The following is a 20,560-nucleotide window of genomic DNA, read 5'->3' as shown; positions in this document are numbered from 1 at the left end:
CCATCGCAGACTTGGTCATGAGATTGATGTCAAAGAAAATGGTCAGCCGGGGCGCCAACCCCTGATTTCCAACACTAAGGCGGACGGTCATGCCGAGTTCCATAGTCGCCGCCGGAAAGAAGCACAGGGTTGCCGCTCTCGGTTGGTAAACACTCGGCTGGAAAAAGCGACGGCGGATCCGGTCGTCGCGACAGCCTTGATCACGCAGAGGAATGTGATCCCGTTCAGTGATCGCTCATCATGCCCGACTGTCGGCCCGTGCAGGGACATCGCAGGGAATTGAAAACACAAATGTCGCGCCCGGCCCTTCGGAATTGGACGCTCCACTAAGTCGCCCGCCATGAGCCTCAATGATGGAGCGGCTTACTGACAGTCCGATTCCCATCCCCTCGGACTTTGTGGTGTGGAACGCCTGGAAAAGCTGTTCGATGTTCTTGCCTTCAAGCCCGACACCAGAATCACGAACGGAGACACTGATCTTGCCGCCAGGGTCAGTGCGACTGGAAACATGCATTTCGCGCGCACGATCGTTCACCGCCGCCATGGCATCGGCCGCGTTCAGCACGAGATTCAGAATGACCTGCTGGATCTGGACCCGGTCGGCGAGTACGGGCGGGACATCGCCCGCTAGTTCGGTGCGCACGATGACCCGCCGTCGCTGAAGTTCGCTCGACGACAAAGCAAGGACCTCTCGTACCGCCTCGTTGAGGTCGATATGTTCGAGCGACGGCGGCTTCCTGGTGAACAGACCGCGCAGGCGTTTGATCACCTCCGACGCACGATCCCCGTCCCTGAGAGTCCGCTGGGCGGTCATCCGGGCGCCGTCCAAGTTCGGCGGATCGGCGGCGAGCATTCGTAGGCAGGTGTTCACGTTGGTCATAATCCCAGCGAGAGGCTGGCTTACTTCGTGAGCGATGGACGCGGTCAACGCGCTCAGCGCGGTCACGCGCGCCACATGTGCAAGCTCCGCCCGCGCGTGGTTCAGCGCGGCCTCTTGAAGCTTCCGCTGGGTTATATCCTGCAACGCGCCCATGAAAACCCGTCTCTCTGGGATCTGGTCGATTCGGTGGCCGATGACATGGGCATGCCGCGTTTCGCCATCGGCTCTCAGCACCCTGAACATCAATTCGAACTTCTCCCCGATCGCCGCGCCTCTAAGGAGGGCCTCGACATGAGGCATGTCCTCGGGATGTATCGTGCCGGCAATCATTTCCATGGTCACCTTCGTGCCAGGATCGAATCCGAAGACCTGATAGATTACTTCCGACCAATTGTGCTCATCGCGCTCCAGATCCCATGTAAAGCTTCCGGTCTGGCTTAACCGCTGAGCCGCTGTCAGGTAGGTATTCGTGCGCGCGAGCTCGGCTTCACTGGCTTTCTGGACTTCTTCCGCCAGTTTGGTTTCGGTGACATCCTGCACGCTACCGATATAGACCATTCGATCGGTGATTTCTGAGATTCGGGTAGCGACAGAGTGGATGTGCTTCAGGTTCCCATCCGATGTGATGATCCGATAGTACATGTCGAAGCTTTCGCCGACGCTTGTCGCTTCTTGGAGATGTCTCCCCACCCGCCCAAGGTCGTCTGGATGGATCGCGCCCAATACGATCGACATATCCGGTGTCACGGTCGGATCGACGCCCCAAATCCTGAACGTTTCCTCCGACCAGTCCACTTCGCCGGACCCGGCGTCCCAGGTAAAGCTCCCTGTCTTGCTGAGTCGCTGTCCTGCGGTCAGGTATGAGTTGGCACGCCTCAACTCCGCAGCAATGGCTTTCTGGGCTTCCTCCGCCAGCTTGCTCGCCGTCACGTCCTGCGTGCTGCCAAGGAACACCGCATGGTCCGTTATCTCCGGGACCGGCATGCTGACCGTATGAAGGTACTTCACGGTGCCGTCGCGCGTGACGATGCGATAGTGGGCATCGAACGCCGAGCGCGTCCGTGCCGCCTCCTCAATCGCAGCCATGGTGGTCTCGCGGTCGTCTGGATGAAAGGCCCCTACGATCATGTCCATTGTCGGCGGCACCGCGGGATCGAAATCCCAGATCCGATAGTTTTCATCCGACCAAGTTAGCTCGAGGGTTACCGCATCCCATCTGAAGCTGCCCATCTGACTCAGTTGCTGCGCGGCGCTGAGGTGAACATTGGCCCGCGCAAGACGCGCCTCGCTTTCTCGGAGCGCGGCCTCAGCAAGCGTGCTCTCTGTGACATCCTGGGAGCTTCCGAGATAGACGAGATGATCGGTTATCTCCGATACGATCTCCATCACCGTGTGAAGATACTTCACTCCACCGACAGACGTTACGATCCTGTAGATGAGTTCGACGTCTTTGCGCTCCCCAACAGCATTCTCAAAGGCGCTGTAAGTCCGATCGCGGTCGTCCGGATGAATGGCGGCTAGAACCATCTCCATCGATGGGGAAAGCGTAGGCTCGAACTCCCAGATGCGATAGTTCTCGTCCGACCACACTTGTTCGCCAGTCGTGGTGTCCAGAAGAAAGCTGCCCGTCTTGCTCAGCCTCTGGGCGCCGGCCAAGAAACGGTTCGCGCGCCGGAGTTCCAGCGTGCTTGCGGCCAGCATGGCATCCGACTCCGCCCGCTCCATAGCAATGCCGGAAAGCTTGGCGAACCGATCTATCAGTTCCTGCTCCTCGTCGGTCGGACCGACGCGCTCTAGTCTATAGATGGCGAATATGCCAAGCACTTGCCCACGGCTCCCGACGATCGGCGCCGACCAGCATGATCCGAGACCGAACTCGACCATCATGCCCGGCCAGGCAGATCCGAGCCAGCGCACGTCATTCGCTGGGTCAGTGACGATCACCGTGGATCTTGTCTTGATCGCGAGCGAGCACGGTCCGAAGTAAGGATCGATCTTCAACCCATCGAGAATAGCATTATAGGGATCGGGGAGATTGGGCCCGGCTCCCAGCCGAAACCGAAGTTCATCTGGATCGGAATAGAGGATACTGCAGAGCGAACCAGGTGACAGCTTTTCTACTTCAAGACATAGTTGATTGAGGATTTCCGGCAGGGCAACCCCGCGGGTAACAAGCTCGAGCAGTTGCTTCTCCACCTCGAGCTGCGCCTCGGCACCCCTTTGGCGTTCAATATCGGTATTGACCCCGTACCATCCTGAAACACGGCCGTCCCTTTCGTGGAAAGGTTCCGCCTTGACGTTAAAGTGTCTATAGACTCCGTCGAAACGACGAAGGCGCATCTCAAACTCCGCGGGACTGCCTGTGGTAACCGCAGCGCTCCAGCGCTCGCGGACCCACTGGATGTCGTCGGGATGAATTATGTCCATCCAACCGCGTTCCCAAAGCTCCTTGACGGTTATCCCAGTGTACTCGCGCCATCGGCGGTTGACGAAGTTTGTGACGCCATCAGGTCCTGTTGCCCAGACTAGCCCAGGCAGAATGTCGAAAAGTTTCCGGAGGTCTGCTTCCATACCTCACTTTCCCACAGTCAAGGCGAGGTCACTTTTTTAATGGTGGAAGCAATCGCGTCAATAGTACTTAGGTGTCGGGATCTTTCGGGTCCAAGATGTTTGCTCGGATAGACCTTGAGTTCCTCGTCGGTACTAGCATCCACGATGCAACGAACAACATCGTAAATACCAAAGTATCGGCGATACCATAGTGCAATGGTTCCCACGCCAGTTCAGTGTGACCTTCCTCCCACCCAACCCAGGCAAACACGTAGGAGGATGCCCATGTCCGGTATACAGCCCGAAGTCACACGCCGAACCCTTCTTGCCGCCGCCACAGCCGCAGGCGCGGTGGGTATGCTTCCGGGAACGCTCACCGCTTCGACAACGAGTCCCGATATCAAACCGTTCAAGTTCTCGGCTACCGACGAGCAGCTTAAGGATCTTCGACATCGTGTTGAAGCCACCCGCTGGCCGGACCGCGAGACGGTGTCGGACGATACACAGGGTGTGCGGCTCGACACGATCCGGAAAGTCGCCAAGCACTGGAAGGGCTATGACTGGCGCAAGGCCGAGGCCCGGCTCAATTCCTTCCCGCAATTCATGACCGAGATCGACGGGCTAGACATTCACTTCATCCATGTGAAGTCCAAGCATGAAAAGGCGTTGCCCATCATCATCACCCATGGCTGGCCGGGCTCGATCATCGAGCAATTGAAGATCATAAAGCCGCTGACCGATCCGACGGCCTATGGCGGCACCGAGGCCGATGCCTTTGATGTCGTCATTCCCTCGCTGCCGGGGTATGGCTTTTCGGGCAAGCCGAAGGAGAAGGGCTGGAACCCGCCGCGCATCGCCAAGGCCTGGGCGGTGCTGATGCAGCGTCTCGGTTATACCAAATATGTCGCCCAGGGCGGTGATTGGGGCAATGCCGTCACCGAACTGATGGCGGTGCAGCAGCCCGCCGGCCTCATCGGCATCCATACCAATATGGCGGCCACCGTACCGGCGGACATCGCCAAGCTGCTATCGTCAGGCGCGCCGGCGCCGGCCGATCTTTCCGCCGACGAGAAGCGCGCTTATGAACAGCTCGACGATTTCTACAAGAACGGTCTTGGCTATGCGATCGAGATGAACAACCGGCCGCAAACGCTTTACGGCATCGTCGACTCGCCGATCGGCCTCGCCTCCTGGATGCTCGACCACGATATCAGAAGCTACCGGATGATCGCTCGCTCTTTCGATGGCGAGAAGGAGGGGCTGACGCCCGACGATATCCTCGACAATGTCACGCTTTACTGGCTGACGAACACGGCGATCTCGTCCGCACGACTCTACTGGGACAATGCGCATTTCCCCTCGGGCGGTTTCTTCGATCCGCGCGGCATCAAGATCCCGGTCGCCGTCAGCGCCTTCCCGGACGAGATCTACCAGGCGCCGCAGAGCTGGACGCAAAAGGCCTATCCGAAGCTCATCCATTATGCGCGGCCGGAAAAGGGTGGCCACTTTGCCGCCTGGGAGCAGCCGGAGATTTTCACCGCCGAGCTGCGGGCCTCATTTAAGTCGCTGCGCGACGAGACCTAAGGCGGCACTTAACTCCACGGCTCCTGATTCTTTTCCACCTCCGGAGATATGGCACACCTCGAAGACAATTCCGAGCATGACATCGTTCCTGCGCTGAATGTCGATAAGGCCGAATCCATCTCGTCGATGGACCGGATCAAGCAAATAATGAGCGAATACGATGCACAGCTCTTCATCAACAACAAGCACTAGACCGACGGGCTCAAGCTTCTGCGACTGAACTTATAAATTCGAACGATTGGCGCATGAACGCTTCACTCCGGGGCGTTCGCGTCCTTCCGACGGTTTACATCCCCCTCGTATGGGTACGGGAAAGGTAAGATGTTCGCGGGGCCGGTCCCGTCTTCGATCGTAATGACACCCTTTAGCGGACCTCGGGATCTGCTTCACCATGACGAGGGCAGGAGCCATGAAACAGCGGTCTTCGCCAGCGCTCATCGCCTCCTGGCGTATCACGATGTTCCGATTCAGCAGGTTCTTGGCCCCCGCCAGCCCGTGCGGCCGCTTACCCTCGAAGCCCGGTCAGATCCTTTGCTGCTTCCTTGTGCACTTCGGTTTCTGGGGCGCTGGGATGCCAGTGCAAATGCTTCCGAGAAGGGATTCGCGATTGAATCCAATGCTAGCTCGAATCTTTCGCCGACCGCCTCTTAAGGGTTTCTCTCCGATTTCCTTGAGATATTCGGCGGCGGCCGACAGTGGCCGGCTCGAATCCCTCCTTCGAAAGTGCTTCGCCAACCGTTTCGCTATCCTGGGCAGTTCCCCCGGACGAACGGACGTCGCCCGCTTTGCCCTGATTGTTGTTTGCTTTGTTTGGCATGTCGATCCTCGTTGTTGCGCATACGACATCGCATCCCGGATTTCGATCCTGCCGACCCTGGAGATGAGCACTCGGCCGAAATCATTGTATCGCAGATCAATCGAGCCGGCGAGCTTCCGGATGTCAGGAGAACCAGATATTGCAATCGAGGACGTCGAACGTCACCGAGGCATCTCTGCCGACAACCGGTGTCGTCCGCCCCGAGAGGAATGACCCTGTCGGCCCTACTTAGACTGAGTCGCGTTTCCCTGATGACCGTGCTTCCTCCCTCCCCAGGGCCTCCCGGAGTTGAGAGACAAGATCATCGGAGACCGCCAGGCGCGAGGCAAGCTCCCTGACCGTCCTCGATAGCACCCGGTTGTCCTTCTTCAGTTCATCGATCGTTTCGGCGGGACCAGCATCGCTCTCACCTTCGTCCTGGAGGTCCGTCTCCTCCCGCCCCATCGCTCTAAGCACAGCCTTCCGAACTTTCGGATAGGCACAATCCTCTGTTCCAATTAACGTTCGAGAGCGCTGCGCTTCTCTTGCTACAGCGGAAATGGATATTGGTATCGGGCCGCCCTTTTTCGGAAGCTTGATCACGAGGGGCACTCCCGCTCGCAGCCTGTACAGTGCGTCCATGAAATCTTTCGCAACATCACGCTTTTCGTGGGTCATGCTGCTGCTTCCTCCAACTGTCTTATCACTCGGATTGCCTGACGCACGCGAACTGCAGCGAACGCCGCAATCCGATGTTCATTGGCCTCGCGGTTGGCAGCCTCGATTTCCTTGTATTCACGGAGCCTCTCATTCCAGTACGGTAGATGAATCTTCGACTTGACTCCATTCGGGCAGTCACCACAGTTCTCAGGCGTTCGATATGCGTTTAGAGGGCGCTTCGCGTTTGGGTCGAACTTCCCAAGAAAGTCCCTGTGGCATGCAGCCAAATGTGCGCGAAAGAAGCAGTCGGCATGCTCCGACGTAAAAAAACGAACCTCGTCGAGATTGAGGGCAATCGCCAAAAGGTTTATTCGACCTTCGAGGGTTCGAGCTCCGGCGCACACCTCCGTGAAGTGCTTCTTTCGCGATTTGATCTGTTCAGCCATTTTTCCAGCGAGAGGCTGCCCCTCGTACAATACTCCGACGATCATGCGAGCCGCTTCTCGAGTTGCGACATCATTGACCAGACCGAGCAACCTAGGGTCGGTGCCGAGATAGGCGCTTTCCACCACGAAATCGGATGTGTGCTTGAAGTGGTCTCTGACAGCCGGAATCAGGGTGCCGTCTATCCTGACAATGTCCTGCGCAAAGCTCTTCCGGAGTTGGTGCGTCGACAATCGCCAAGCGCGATAGCTTTCAGGAAGCTGCACATGCTTTTCAAGGAAGCGGTTCTGCCCGTGACGAATATTATCGGAGCGGATCTCGTAATTGGCCGGAATGCTTGTCGGGAAGGCTCTTGAGACCCCTAGTGAAACGATGAGTGCGTTCGATCCGAACCGCTCCCTCCACGGCCGAAACAAGGCATCCAGAACGAGTATCGCCTTGACCGTAAAAGGAATGCTGTTAGCACCCAACGGTTTCACGCCGAGCAACCACTCGGCCGGCGTTCCTTCGGGGTCAGAGCTTCCCTTGAACACTCGCCCCTTGAGAAAATACAGGTCGTAGAGGCCGCTGGTGGACTGCCGCACCTCCAAGCAGCTCGGCCATCCGTTTTCATCTCTGCCATCCACCTTTATCCCGGCAAGCTCACTGACCCGTATTCCGGTCCCCGCCTGGAGAGCACTGGTCGAAGCATTACGAAGATCACCGTGGAGTTCGCGCAACTCAACTATGCTGCCAGGAGAATTTGCAGCCTGGCCAAGAGGTGAGCGCCATGGTTTCGAAAGATCACCTCTTCCGTTGAAGATGATTTCCGTGAGCGACTTGGCGACCGACCGCTGCATGTCCGGTCGGTTCGTCTCCTCGACGCCTTTCAAAGCGGCAAAGTAGACATCCTGAGCGTACAGGATATCGTCGCTGTAGGTGTCCATCCATCTGTTCGCCGCTTCGAGAAGTGGGTGGAGCACTTCGTCCGGTACCGGTGGAATCCATCCGTTCGTCACGACCCCGAATTCGGTAGCGATTTCATTAGGTGAAGCCCCGCGTAATGGATGCATGGGCATGACGAGTTCCGGGAAGTCCGTGAATTCGGAGCCGAGATTGTACACGTCAACGAGGACGGTTAGGTAATTATTGAGGACGGAGGTCGAGATGCCTTGCGCTTCTTGCACTGGATCCTCATTGTCAGAAGCACTGAGATTCCGGACAAACTCCTCCTTCTGCTCATTCACAACATCCTCAACGAACCAACTCACCTGATCCGGGGTGAACTCGGAGAATAACCTGATGTCGTTCATGAACATCCAGTGCAGGATGACACGAAGCGCTGGGCCACACACCTCAAAAACCCCAGAGTCCTTCCTACGTCTGACCCGATTGGAGAACCGCAAGGCGTCGAGAATACGCCTTCCTTGATCAGTGATCGCTTTGCACACGGGATCCGTCTTTTGGTCTGGCGTGAAATAGCCAAACCAATTAATTCCTTTCGAGCGGGCACCACCCGTTAGGTTTCGATAGTCCCACCAGTCATCAAACCAAAGCGAGTAAGCCGTCGCTTTGGAAACAAGAAGCTCGGCGCTCGATTTGAGATAATTGCCGGCAGGGATCTGCCTGTGTCCTCTGTGGATCGACATCGGTTACTCTATCGGTGGAACGGGAGGAAGCGTGCGGACGTCGGCCCGTTTGAGCAAGTCACGACCGAACTGCGGCAACCAGAAATCATGAAGGGCGCGCCGCTCTCTTTCCCACTCCACAATCCAGCGGGCGGCAGTCATCTTCATTCGGGCTTCCTTGAACGCGGCCTTGAATTGAACGAGACGCACGGCGTTGCGGTCGGTCGGGGCCATCGACGCAAGGGGGCACGCGAAGCACTTGCCGTAGGCTGCACATAGCGTCCCCTTTCGCTGCCCGCGAATAGGAGAGTCATGCGGATCATCGCAGTCGAATCCGGGAGTGGCGGCACTGTAAAGCCTTCGACGGCCACCCTGGTTGCGGGTGTCGACTTTGCCACTCGATAGAATGATTCTCTCGCGCTCGCCGATGGTATGTGCGAGGCTTTCCTGACGCTCCCTGAATTGCCTAGCAGTTTCATAATGCCCATCAGTCGTGGCTGATGTCCTATGCTGCTGGACAATCTGCTGGATCAACAAATCCCCCTGAGACATCTCGGATGCGATGTCGCCCCCGATAGTTCGAAGATCGTTCAGCGTAAACGGAGGGAGATCGAAGCGCTTCCTGAATTGCTCGAGAGCACGTGCGAGGCCCGTGTCCACAAAATGGCCATTCCAGAAGGGCCGTGGGCCACCCCCACGACGGCGGAAAGGAAGAAATACGAGATCGTCGTATTTTCCTCGCGAAATGTTGTGAGTCAGTGCGGTTAACTTTTTGACCCGTTTGAGGAGGCTTCCAACGCCGAAAGGGTCATCATCGATTGCAAAAGAGCGTTGTTGCCAATGGCCGCTTCTTCTCTTTTCCGCTTTGATGTAGATCCTCGTACCGCCCAAAAGGCCCTCGCGCTCTTGTATGTTCGACCAACGAAGAAAAACCAAGCCGACCTCGTTAAAGCATGTCGGCAGGCCTATCAGGATAAGGAATGGTAGTAACGTGTCGGTTGTTAGGTAAAGATGATCAATCACCTCTTCTACAGAGCCATAGGGCTTCCGGAGAGCACGCGCGAGCCCTGGCATCTCCTCACGAAATCGACCAGATAGGAGGTTGATATGCATTGCAGCGTGCGCAGATTTCAGCTTGACCTCAAAGTTCTTGAACTCGTCGCGCTTGAGACCGTGAAGTTCGGGAACAACGATGTTGCTCGTCTGAACCGCTGCATGCCCTACCTCTAACCTCTCGACAGCTTCGGTTATGACTCTCTTGCAAGCATTAAAGAGTAGCGACACTTCTATTCGGGACAACTTCAGGGGTTTGGGGTCGTGATTTTGCTCTGGCCACGGCGGATGAAACAAGAATTCCTTTCCGAGAACCGACGTCGCACCGACATCAGAAGCCCACTGCAAGAAGCGCCTGACGCAGCCATATCTTTGATTTTTAGTTATGTTCGCGAGCCTGAGAACCGAGCCGACATTGTCGTCGCCGTCCAACCAGTACCAGTAGCCGTCGAGGACCTTCTGATCGAACCCATCCATGGAGCCGACGTGGCGTCCGAACAGCTCTTCCCAAGAGTCGAGAAACTCGTAGAGATACCGGAAAAATTTGACCGTGTTCATCCGCGTTGATGGTGCGTTCTTGGAATTTGTCACTCTGATGAACTTGGCGATCAATCGCGTGAGTTCGGGACGGCCGCGGAGCCGGTCGAAACTGATGTCTTGGGGCTTCACACCAGGTTGAGTGACGAACCTTTGAACCAGTTGCGGCTCAGGACTGTTCGAATTTTCTACGCGAACTGGCCTTGGCGCAAAGTTCACCGCTATCGAAGGTCGCTTCTTCATTTGGTCAACCCATAGATGGACCGAAGCGCCGCGACGTGTGCGTCGGATATGACCTCCTCCCGCTTCTCAACCCATTTCAAGTATATGTCGGTGGTCGTTTTGAGGGATGCGTGTCGAAGGCGCACCTGCACCTTTTTCCACGGCTCCTTTTCGCCAACTGCAATGCCCGCGTAGTAATTCTCGACTGCAAACGTATGGCGAAGATCGTGGAAGCTGTGGCAGTTCACGAACCGTACGGTCATCGCGTAGGATCCATCCGACTGCGTGATCGGAAACCCATCCTTGTGAAGTACAAAGGTTTCCTCCCTCATGACTAGACCGGCGTCATAGACGGCCGCGGAAAAACGTCGAGACAAGGTGTCCGGCTGAAGTGGTCGTCCGATATCACGATGGTTCGAGCCGAGGCCATTCAAAAAGAGCCGCCCGCGATCCCGATTTTGCCCTGGAGAGAGCCGTTCAGCCTCGGCCACTACTTCACTTCTCTCGCCCCGGATGTATGCGAGCAGATGTTCGATTAGAATTGAAGGCAAAAAGACTTCGCCCGGCTTCAATCCCTTTGTCTTGCTCAGCCAGAGACCCACTGATTTGTAGGGATCATCCTTGTCGACATGCCGAGCCAATTCCAAGATCTGGGCGATGGTCAACGAGCAAACCTCGTCCAGCCTCATGCCAGTCGCATAGGACACTTCCGATGCCAACCTGTCCCGACATGATTTATTGATTACCTTGTTCGTCGGTGGGCCGAGCTGTTCGAGCACTTTAGAGAGCTCTGCCTCAAAGAAGGGAGATATCTTCTCGTTAGGGGGCGCATCTCCAGGCGTGAGCTCATAGACATTACTATTAGATCCAGCGCGAAACTGCCTGAAGCCGTCCTTTAGCAAGGCGGTAACTTGAGCAAGTGGAATCTGGGTTGGAAGACCCTTTGCGATCCGAAAGCGGAAATATCTTGCTACCGTGGCCAAGCGTCTTTTGACGGTAGCGGGCTTTAGTTTCTTTTTCGTCTTTACCGAGATTGCCTCGTTTAAACAGAATGAGAACTCCTCCAAGTCGTCGACTATCACCTCGTCCTCTCTGAGGCCACGTACATACATGAACGTTGCGAACTGGTAGAGATCGTCGGCATAAGCGTTCTGCGTGTTCAACCACGACTTTCCGGCCCTCCGCGCCCTGTCGGCTTTTTCGGCAGTGAATTCGTTCATGTTGGATAGGGGTTCGGCGTCCGGGCCGAAGATGATCTTCATGCCTGCGACAATGCGCTGGCGTATTCGTCGATGAACAAAATCGTGTTGGTGTGTCTCAACGACCTTAATGACAAAACAGGTTCTGGGCGTCTCAATATTCATTTTTAGTCTCCAACTCTTATTGAGTTATGAGGAGACCGGCCATGATGTACAATTGAATGATTTCATGCATTTCGACTTGACAAGGAATCGATTTGATCGGTTTCCTCTGAGCAAGGATTCGTGCTTAAGTCCTTCCGCCGACAGCTATTGTTGTCCTGAGGAAGGATTTACATTTTCGATACTGATGGTAACCGGCCGATGAATTCTTGCGAGCGATTTGAAACATTGAGGGCACCGGAGCGGCTCTGGGTCTACCAGCTACCTCGGCGGTCAGCCTGTCTCGTTCTTGCGTGGAAACGGTCCCAACAAAGCTCCCATTAATCGAAGGCGTCCGGACTGCCACCGGCGGGTCCAGTGCACAGGTCCGATGTTCTTGGGGCGCCGCAGGAATTGTCACTCCAGTTCCGTAGGTAGTAAAGCTACTCGATAATCCGCATCGGAAACGCGTATAGTAGTACCAGCATAAAGAATGTAGGACATGTCTGAGCAAACTCGGCTTGAACAAAAAATTGAGCAGCCCGAGCAGGTTTCGCGGGCCAATGCTCAAGCGCGCGCGAATTTCCTAATTCTCTATCCGACGACCGTCCCCGACGACATCGCTCTAGTTATGGAAACGTTCAGGCCAGAGCTTCCCCCCGGGCGACCAGACGGAATCAATCTGGAGTTGGTCAAGGCGTCGCCATGGACTGACGCAAACCCCTGTACTTTGCGTTCAGCGTTTGCCGGCAACGGGCGGCGCCTGAGGATCAAACAGTTTTTCTATGACTGGGCTCCGCCTGCCGCGACGATTGCAGCCTTGTGGGACAGCTCGGATCTTGTTCCATTGTTCTGCGGGCGGACAATCGGCTGGGTGGGGACTGACTACAAGGGTGGGCGGGGCGCGTCAATTGAACGCTACGGCACTCAGGTCGAGCTGTCCGTCTTGGAAGGCGCGTTTAGCGATGAAGAAATAGGCGTATAGCGCGGCGATCAGGATGAGACGGTGGCGACAATCTGGATGAGACTCTTATGTCGCGGTCGGCATGAAGGTATCATGCTGATTGTCGCTGGCAAGAGTCTCATCGTGTTCTGATTGCCGCTCCGCGACAAACTGGGAAGAGCTTTTGATTGTCGCGAAGGCGGCAGGTCTGCCGCGCTGGCGTTTGGCTTCCATGGCGGAACGTCGCCGGTAGCTTTCGACGTTCATTTCGAAGATCGTTGCGTGATGAACAAGTCGGTCCACCGCGGCAAGCGTCATGGCCGGGTCCGGAAAGACGCGGTTCCATTCTCCGAAGGGCTGATTGGCGGTAATCATGATGGAACGCCGCTCATATCTTGCGGAGATGAGTTCGAAGAGCACGCTGGTCTCGGCCTGGTCCTTGGTGACGTAGGCCAGATCGTCGAGGACAAGCAGATCGAACTTGTCGAGCTTTGTTATGGCGGACTCGAGCTGGAGTTCACGCCGTGCGACCTGAAGCTTCTGGACGAGGTCGGTCGTGCGCGTGAACAGCACCCGCCAACCGTTCTCGATTAGCGCGAGGCCAATGGCGGCAGCGAGATGGCTCTTTCCGCCGCCGGGCGGACCGAACATGAGGATATTGGCACCTTTGGCGAGCCAGCTATCGCCGGCGGCAATGGCCATGACCTGGGCCTTGGAGACCATGGGCACGGCGTCAAAAGCGAAGCTGTCGAGCGTCTTGCCAGGCGGCAGATGCGCCTCGGCGAGATGACGTTCGATCCTGCGATGCGCCCGTTCAGCCAGTTCATGCTCGGCGATGGTCGAGAGGAAGCGAGCCGCAGGCCACCCTTCACGATCGGCCTGTTCGGCAAATTGCGGCCACAGCGTTTTGATCGTCGGTAACCGGAGCTCATTCAGCATGATGCCGAGGCGGGCTTCGTCGATGGTGTTGTGGACGTTCTTCATGCAGCCTCTCCCGCGCAGGCAGACCCCATCAGGGCTTCATAGCTATTGAGCGATGCGAGTTGCACATGAACGATCGGCAACTGATCCGGGTCCGGGCCGAAGATCGCTCTCAAGGTGACCAGGTCGGGCAGTTTGTGGGCGTCGAGCGTTCTGGCAAGCTCCTCGGCCAGTTCACGCTCGCAGCCGCGATCATGAGCCAGCGCCAGCAATTCCACGGTAATCTTGCAAGCCTGCCGGTCAGGCAGTTGCTCGATGAGAGTGTCGAAAGCCCTTCGATATTCCGGCCGGGGGAAGAGCTTGTCGCGATAGACCAGGTTGAGAAGCGCCATCGGCTTTTTGCGCAGGGAATGAATGACGTGGCGATAGTTGACGACCTGGTCATGCTTGCCGCTCGCGTGGGCGCGACCTCGCGGCAACGTCAGTAGATGCGTGCCGCCAATGAAGACGTCGAGGCGATCGTCAAACAAACGCACACGCAGCCGGTGGCCGATCAAACGGGAGGGGACGGTGTAGAAGACCTTGCGCAAGGCGAAGCCGCCGGTGCGCGACACGGTGACGACCACCTCTTCGAAGTCAGTGGTGCGGCGATCGGGAAGCGCCTGCAGATGCGGACGCTCGGTATCGATGCGCTTGCCATGCGCGGCATTGCGACGGCTGACGATCTCATCGATGAAAGCGCGGTAGGAGCGAAGATCGTCGAAGTCTCGGGTGCCGCGCATAAGGAGTGCATCGCGGACCGCGTTCTTGAGATGGCCGTGAGAACTTTCGATTGAGCCGTTCTCGTGGGCGACACCCTTGTTGTTGCGGGTTGGCGTCATCCGGTAATGAGCACACAGCTCCTCATAGCGGTTTGTGAGATCGACCTTGGCATCGGCATCGAGGTTGCGGAAGGCCGCCGACAGGCTGTCGCTGCGGTGATAGAGCGGCGAGCCGCCGACCGACCACAGGGCGTTCTGCAGCCCCTCCGCCAAGGCGACGAAGCTTTCGCCGCCAAGAATGACATGGGCGTGTTCGAAGCCCGACCAGACCAGCCGGAAGTGATAGAGCAGATGGTCGAGTGGCTGACCGGCAATCGTCACGCCGAGGCTGCCCATGTCGGTAAAATCCGACAGACCAAGTCGGCCGGGATCGTGCGTCTGGCGGAAGATCACCTCCTGCGCCTCACCGTGAATGGCCCGCCATGACCGGATGCGCCGCTCAAGGGTGCGGCGAATGCCTTCGGGCAATTCCGGATGACGACGCAGCATCTCGTCGTAAACGGCGACCGCACGAATGCCGGGAGCAGCCTTGAGGAGCGGAACGACCTCTGCATCAAAGATATGCTCAAGCGGATCGGGGCGACGTCGACCGCGGGGCGGCTTGTTCTGCGACGGAAGGCGCTGCTCTTTCTCGATACGGAACGCCGTTGCCCGGCTGATCGACGCCTTCGCGGCGGCGACCTCAACAGAATGCGTTTGTCGGTACTTCATGAATAATCTCATCTGATGATCGGTTACATGGCGACCCGGCACGAAGGTGGTTCTCCATTCCAGAAGACCGCCACCGTAGCGGGCCGACCGCGATCATGAGACGCCTAAAAATTGCGCCGCGGCGGGGGTGTAACTCCGGTCGGGCTACGCCCTCCCTTCGTCACACCCCCGCCGCCGAGTCTCATCCTGATTGACGTTGAATCTCACCGTGATTGTCGCCGCGCAAGGCGAGTTTCTCGGGTCGCTGCAGCCGGCCTGTCCGGATGTGTTCGACAAAGTGCCGCGAAGCCACAAGCAAAACTATTGGATTCGATATAAGGTACCACCGCTGCGAACGCCGCACGGGCTATGGGTCTACCCCCATCGCCGGGCCTATGATGGCACCTCTGTCATCGAGACTTCGGAGGAGCGGATCCTGGACTGGTGGTGCGCCTCGGCCGTCGCGATGTCCGCCGAATACGATAATCGCCCCCATCGTGATCACGAGCGAGTCTTCTTGCACGAAGCCGATCCCGACGCCTGGGCGATCGTCAGTTCGATTCCGCTCGACAGCCCGGCTAGCTTCGCCTTTCCGCCGGTCCTCGAAAAACAGCAGATCAGGTATCACGAGATCTGGGATATCGATGCCTGCCAGATTTTCGCGGCAGCGGTCGACCCGGAGTTTGGCGGATGGGATTTGCGCTGGGAGATGGATGGGATCGGTCACAGCCTCTGGACATCGGCGTCCCGGCTATGGTCGCGATCATCCGTGGAGGAATTTGCTCGGCAGCTCGTTTGACGATGTCCTACCAGGGCGCATCAATCGGAGTAGGAGGTCGTTCCAGTTCCCGTCTTTTTACCACGGTTGTCCATTGCTCCTGATTTTTGTACCACGCCAGATAGCACCCCGGCGTTTGCTCAAGCGTTTCAGTCTCGTCGTTGTCGGGCTTATGCATCGAGCGCCAGATAGAAGAAACGATGAGCTTACCGGCGTCCTCGGAGTGCTCCAATTTCAACTCCGGCTTCGAGATATAACGATGCGCATGGGACATCCGAGTCCACATCGCGGACCAAATCTGCTGTGGCTCCAGATCCACCAGATCCGTTTGGGTAGTTGCGAAGGTAACTGTCCAATGCCAGTCCTCCAGTTCATTAGATTGCGACACTGCTCCTCCTTTGGTTAACCGGGGTTCGTGACGACGCCGGACCCTGTTTTGTTACCCCTTGGTCGGATAGGCGTCCCAGTACCTATCTTCGGTCTTGTCCCAGGCCCTCGCACCGGGCCAACGGCCCTCGACCTTCGACCAGGCGGCAGGAGCACCGCGACCCGCCGTCGGATAGGCGTCCCAGTACCTATCTTCGGTCTTGTCCCAGGCCCCCGCACCGGGCCAGCGGCCCTCGACCTTCGACCAGGCGGCAGGAGCACCGCGACCCGCCGTCGGATAGGCGTCCCAGTACCTATCTTCGGTCTTGTCCCAGGCCCCCGCACCGGGCCAGCGGCCCTCGACCTTCGACCAGGCGGCAGGAGCACCGCGACCCGCCGTCGGATAGGCGTCCCAGTACCTATCTTCGGTCTTGTCCCAGGCCCCCGCACCGGGCCAGCGGCCCTCGACCTTCGACCAGGCGGCAGGAGCACCGCGACCCGCCGTCGGATAGGCGTCCCAGTACCTATCTTCGGTCTTGTCCCAGGCCCCCGCACCGGGCCAACGGCCCTCGACCTTCGACCAGGCGGCAGGAGACGGATGGCGGCTCCACCAATCCGCTTCCTGTTTGTGGTATGCCTTCGCTTCCCAATCCCGTTCAGACATTTTTCCTTTCCCCCTGTCTTTCATCACTCGATGCCTGCGATGGCTCCCAGACGCATCGGAAACCAATTTCCGTGTGCCGGTCGGTCAGAAGATCGAATCCGCGATAGGCGGCACCAATCAGCGGGTGCGGCGATGACCAAGCGCCGCCACGAATGACGACATGGCCCTCGCGCGAGCCCATCAGTTCGACGGGAGTGAAGTCCGCGAACGCCGCCCTGACGGTTTCTCCGGTAAAGAAACAAGTTGTCGTGAATTCCCAGCTATTACCGCACATGTCTGCGACCCCATAGGGGCTATTCCCCTCTGGGTGAGCATCAACTGGCGCCGTCGTCGTTTGTGGAAAATGAGCATAGCCTTGACTGAGTTGGGCAACCCAGTCGGTCAAATCCACCATCTCGCGGCCGTAAGTCTCGCCTGCATAGCGCACCGCCCTAGGAGCGAACATGTTGCCCCACGGATACCAACGGCCATCGGCTCCACGCGCCGCCTTTTCCCATTGCCATTCCGTCGGCAGCGACTTTCCGTGGAACCTAGCATATGCCCAGGCGTCGAACCAGTCGATACCGACGACCGGATGATCCGCTGCAAAGCGCGGATCTTCAACCGTATTTCGTCGGTGTGATTTGTTACGCGGTTGCCCCGGGTGGGCGAACGAGCGTTTGCGCTGCGCTGAAAGCTTCTCAAAATCTTCGACCCAAGCGTCGTACTGGCTAGTCGTTACGGGGTATTTATCTATGAAGAACGTGTCGAGATGTATTGACCGACGTGGTGTACATTTGGACCAGTCGAAGGGTTCGCTGACAATTTCGTGCGGATCGACGCCGGCGATGAATCCTCCAGCCGGAATCTCGATCATTTGATCAAGATCATCGGGCTTCTTTGCTGGTGCTGGTGGCTGCTGAAAAGCTTCGATCGCGGCTTCCAACCGGTCGCGTGCGTGTTCTACAGGAACGCTGAGCGGCCGCCGGGTTCGGCTCATCAACTGGTTCTGTCGTTCCTGAGCAATCTCAGGGATGTCCGTCCCCAATATTGCAAACTGGGCCGGACAAATCGAGCAAGCGGCGTGTCCCACCGGATAGTACATGCGTCCGTGATTGAGCTCTCGCAAAACTGCCGCAGGACTCTGAACAATGGATCGTAAATGATCGAATGCCCGCTCGTCGTGCCGACGACCACAAATGCGGAATGCTTTGATAAAAACCGGCTCGTCCGTGTCGTGGGTGCATGAATAAACATACTGCTCGGCGGGAACCCAGGGCAGATCGATATAAGCCAACGACAGCGCCAGCGATCGTACCACTGGATCGCCATGGGCCGGGGCGAGTTTCGTGTAGATCCCATCGCGACGCCATGGTCGGGCCAGATCGACGGTCAACAATGCGAACGCCATCCACTGCGCGAAGGTCCTATCGCCGGGAGCTGCGGTTTTGAACTGCCAGTCCGAGAAGATACCAGTAAAGATTGCATTGTGGTCTGCACCGTTTTCGTCAGCCCACCCCTCAACCGCTTCAACAAGCGCAAGCACTTCCTTTGACGGAGCCTCAACAAGAGCACGGGGCGTCACTTCGATCGGCATTCTTTCAAACCAAGGCAGATCTCCGTTCCGTGTTTCCAGGGGCCAAGACCGTCCAACGTCTGGATGGTCGCGCCGCGCCACATGTGCCTGCAACGCATGTATATGCTCCTGAATGAGTTCCGGCATGTCCGGCGATGCGGCATCAACGATCGCGCGAAAGCTGGCTGCCAGCGCGCTAACAGTCAATAAGATATCACTCATCCCCCGGCCCCTCATAGTTCGGAGCAAGAAACATCTAAACGTGCATAGTATACATCAAAACAACCAAAAGCAAAGACTCGCCCGCAACACGCTGCTCACCAAGTCTAGGTCGTGTGGACAATTATCTGATCCATAGCACGACGGCGGCGATTGTGACGACTGCGAGATAGTTTCGTGCTGTTTTCTCGAAGCGCGTTGCGACCCTGCGGAAGTGCTTGAGCTTGGAGAAGCAGCATTCGATGAGGTGGCGCTGGGCATAGAGGTGCTTGTCCAGCTTGTGTTTCTTGGCACGGGAGGGATTATTGGGGATCACCGCCACAGCGCCTTTGTCCGCAATTGCATCACGCAGACGATCACTGTCGTAGGCGGTGTCGGCCATGACGATATCGGCGGGCAGGCCTTCGATCAGGGCATCGGCCTGTGGCGCATCGCCCTTCTGGCCGGCGGTCAGAGTGAAGCGGACCGGGCAGCCGAGACCACGCACCGCCATGTGGATTTTGGTGCTCAGGCCGCCACGGGAACGACCAAGGGCTTGATCTTCAGCCCCTTTTTTGCGCCGGCAGCGTGCTGATGGGCGCGGATGATGGTGGAATCGACGATCAGATACTCGAAGTCCGGATCATCTGACATCGCTGCAAACATGCGCCACCAGATGCCCTTCTCGCTCCACCGGCTGAAACGTCGGAAGACACTGTTCCACTCGCCGAACACTTCTGGCAGGTCACGCCAAGGCGAGCCCGTGCGTACGATCCAAAGCACGGCTTCCACGAACATTCGGTTATCGCGGCCCGAAGACCCCCGCGTCCGATCGTCACCTATGATGTGCGGCGATATCCGCTCCCACTGCTCGTCCCGTAGAATCAACCGGTCCAATACACCCATGACTGCCTCCAAAAGACAGTCTTGAATCTGATTTGCTCAGCCTTGGGAATCCCAAGAGTCCACACGACCTAAGGAAGGGAGAAGGTGCTTTGCATCTAACCGCAGTTGACGCCAAGCGGCCGAGGGCTTCGTCCGCCACCCTGCTGCTACGAGATTTCCGACGAAGAACACGTTGCAGAAATCTCTCGACCCACCTAGTGCTATGATCGGAGCGTCGGCCAGGGTTCGCAGATTGTCGAGCTGCTCAACAAACAGAAACTCGCGATAGAGTGTAACCGGTATTCCGCTCCCACGTTGTCCCGCCGATACTAATCTGTGGTCGCCTTTCCATGGACGAGCAACGGGAATATCACCTCGTCCCCTCTGAGACCACGTACGTGCATGAACGTTGCGAACTGGTAGAGATCGTCGGCATAAGCGTTCTGCGTGCTCAACCACGACTTTCCGGCCCTCCGCGCCCTGTCGGCTTTTTCGGCAGCGAGTTCGTTCCTGTTCGATAGGGGTTCGGCGTCTGGGCCGAAGATCTCCAGAACTGCGACAGCGCGCTGGTGTATTCGTTTGTGGACAATTTCGTATTACTGCGTCTCAACGACCTTGATGACAAAACATCTTCTTGGCGTCTCAATATTCATCTTCTCTCTCCAATTCATTTTGAGGAGACGCTCGCGATGTACTATCAATGATTTGATGCATTTCACCTTGACAAGGAATCGATTTGATCAATCACCGATGCCCAAGGATTCACGATTCAGCCCTTTAGCCAACAGTTATTGCGTGTCCTGAGGAGGGATTTATATTTCCGATACAATAGGCGGCTACGAATTCTGTAAGCAATCTGAAGCAGCGGGAAGATCGAGGCAGTATCGGATTCCACCAGTGTCCACCGAAGTCAGCCAAGTTCTCGTTATTACTGGAGACTGTCCCAGATGTCTTCGACCTGAGCGGAAGGGGCCGCATCTGCCGGTAGCAAGATCTAATCCGAGTGAATGTTTCTTGAAGCGCCACAGAGATTGCCACTTGAGACCAGCGTAGTAACCTAAACTCT

General features: G+C 57.2%; 15 protein-coding genes and 1 pseudogene. 4 read left to right on the top strand and 12 right to left on the bottom strand.

All coding sequences use genetic code 11. The features are described from left to right. Positions 1-238: 238 nt before the first annotated feature. Entirely contained in the window at positions 239-3,451 is a 3,213-nt protein-coding gene (locus ACK9YZ_RS05425) for a PAS domain-containing protein (protein WP_416065915.1), read from the bottom strand. A gap of 264 nt (positions 3,452-3,715) precedes the next feature. Between ACK9YZ_RS05425 and ACK9YZ_RS05420 the strand changes: the two genes are divergently transcribed. Then, positions 3,716-5,014: an epoxide hydrolase family protein gene (locus tag ACK9YZ_RS05420; RefSeq protein WP_416065914.1), complete on the top strand. Its 1,299-nt coding sequence runs from the start codon at positions 3,716-3,718 to the stop codon at positions 5,012-5,014. A gap of 48 nt (positions 5,015-5,062) precedes the next feature. Continuing rightward, the gene (locus tag ACK9YZ_RS05415) at positions 5,063-5,206 is read left to right on the top strand and encodes a hypothetical protein (protein WP_416065913.1); all 144 of its coding nucleotides are present in this window, start codon (positions 5,063-5,065) and stop codon (positions 5,204-5,206) included. Between the two features lie 853 nt (positions 5,207-6,059). Here ACK9YZ_RS05415 and ACK9YZ_RS05410 read toward each other — a convergent pair. Genes ACK9YZ_RS05410 through ACK9YZ_RS05395 form a run of 4 tightly spaced genes read right to left on the bottom strand, consistent with a single transcriptional unit; the run spans position 6,060 to position 11,697 of the window. After that, positions 6,060-6,488: a hypothetical protein gene (locus ACK9YZ_RS05410; protein ID WP_416065912.1), complete on the bottom strand. Its 429-nt coding sequence runs from the start codon at positions 6,486-6,488 to the stop codon at positions 6,060-6,062. Next, positions 6,485-8,542 carry a hypothetical protein gene (locus ACK9YZ_RS05405; protein WP_416065911.1) on the bottom strand — a complete coding sequence of 686 codons (2,058 nt, stop codon included), beginning with the start codon at positions 8,540-8,542 and terminating at the stop codon, positions 6,485-6,487. Before ACK9YZ_RS05405 ends, ACK9YZ_RS05410 begins: the two co-directional genes overlap by 4 nt. A 3-nt stretch (positions 8,543-8,545) precedes the next feature. Continuing rightward, on the bottom strand, positions 8,546-10,354 hold the full coding sequence (locus tag ACK9YZ_RS05400) for a hypothetical protein (protein ID WP_416065910.1): 1,809 nt from the start codon (positions 10,352-10,354) through the stop codon (positions 8,546-8,548). Beyond that, positions 10,351-11,697: a tyrosine-type recombinase/integrase gene (locus tag ACK9YZ_RS05395; RefSeq protein ID WP_416065909.1), complete on the bottom strand. Its 1,347-nt coding sequence runs from the start codon at positions 11,695-11,697 to the stop codon at positions 10,351-10,353. The genes ACK9YZ_RS05400 and ACK9YZ_RS05395 overlap by 4 nt, the downstream gene beginning before the upstream one ends. A gap of 478 nt (positions 11,698-12,175) precedes the next feature. Between ACK9YZ_RS05395 and ACK9YZ_RS05390 the strand changes: the two genes are divergently transcribed. Next, a complete protein-coding gene (locus ACK9YZ_RS05390) occupies positions 12,176-12,658 on the top strand; it encodes a hypothetical protein (RefSeq protein ID WP_416065908.1) in 483 nt (160 codons plus the stop codon). A gap of 45 nt (positions 12,659-12,703) precedes the next feature. Here ACK9YZ_RS05390 and istB read toward each other — a convergent pair whose 3' ends face one another. Both istB and istA read right to left on the bottom strand, forming a co-directional pair. Continuing rightward, positions 12,704-13,600, bottom strand: coding sequence for an IS21-like element helper ATPase IstB (istB, locus tag ACK9YZ_RS05385; RefSeq protein WP_138386462.1), 897 nt, complete (start codon positions 13,598-13,600; stop codon positions 12,704-12,706). Continuing rightward, on the bottom strand, positions 13,597-15,081 hold the full coding sequence (gene istA, locus ACK9YZ_RS05380) for an IS21 family transposase (protein WP_416065907.1): 1,485 nt from the start codon (positions 15,079-15,081) through the stop codon (positions 13,597-13,599). The genes istB and istA overlap by 4 nt, the downstream gene beginning before the upstream one ends. Positions 15,082-15,259: 178 nt before the next feature. On the opposite strand from istA, the gene ACK9YZ_RS05375 reads away from it, so the two are divergent. Beyond that, positions 15,260-15,847, top strand: a complete 588-nt coding sequence (locus ACK9YZ_RS05375; protein ID WP_416065906.1) for a hypothetical protein — start codon at positions 15,260-15,262, stop codon at positions 15,845-15,847. Between the two features lie 7 nt (positions 15,848-15,854). On the opposite strand, the gene ACK9YZ_RS05370 is transcribed toward ACK9YZ_RS05375, so the two are convergent. The 5 genes and pseudogenes from ACK9YZ_RS05370 to ACK9YZ_RS05350 all read right to left on the bottom strand — a co-directional run bounded on the left by ACK9YZ_RS05370 (position 15,855) and on the right by ACK9YZ_RS05350 (position 19,949). Then, positions 15,855-16,214 (bottom strand): hypothetical protein, encoded by a 360-nt coding sequence (locus ACK9YZ_RS05370; RefSeq protein ID WP_416065905.1) that lies wholly within the window; start codon positions 16,212-16,214, stop codon positions 15,855-15,857. A 51-nt stretch (positions 16,215-16,265) separates the two neighbouring features. After that, positions 16,266-16,856, bottom strand: a complete 591-nt coding sequence (locus tag ACK9YZ_RS05365) for a hypothetical protein (RefSeq protein WP_416065904.1) — start codon at positions 16,854-16,856, stop codon at positions 16,266-16,268. After that, positions 16,849-18,633: a formylglycine-generating enzyme family protein gene (locus ACK9YZ_RS05360; protein WP_416065903.1), complete on the bottom strand. Its 1,785-nt coding sequence runs from the start codon at positions 18,631-18,633 to the stop codon at positions 16,849-16,851. Before ACK9YZ_RS05360 ends, ACK9YZ_RS05365 begins: the two co-directional genes overlap by 8 nt. Positions 18,634-18,754: 121 nt before the next feature. Beyond that, positions 18,755-19,515, bottom strand: a pseudogene (locus ACK9YZ_RS05355) (IS5 family transposase). Positions 19,516-19,823: 308 nt separating this feature from the next. Further along, complete coding sequence (locus tag ACK9YZ_RS05350; protein WP_416065902.1) at positions 19,824-19,949, bottom strand: hypothetical protein; 126 nt, start codon at positions 19,947-19,949, stop codon at positions 19,824-19,826. Positions 19,950-20,560 lie beyond the last annotated feature (611 nt).

It is taken from the genome of Rhizobium sp. ZK1, from assembly GCF_047782645.1.
In the GTDB taxonomy this organism is placed as follows: Bacteria; Pseudomonadota; Alphaproteobacteria; order Rhizobiales; family Rhizobiaceae; genus Rhizobium.
This window is presented reverse-complemented; position numbering and strand designations above follow the sequence as displayed.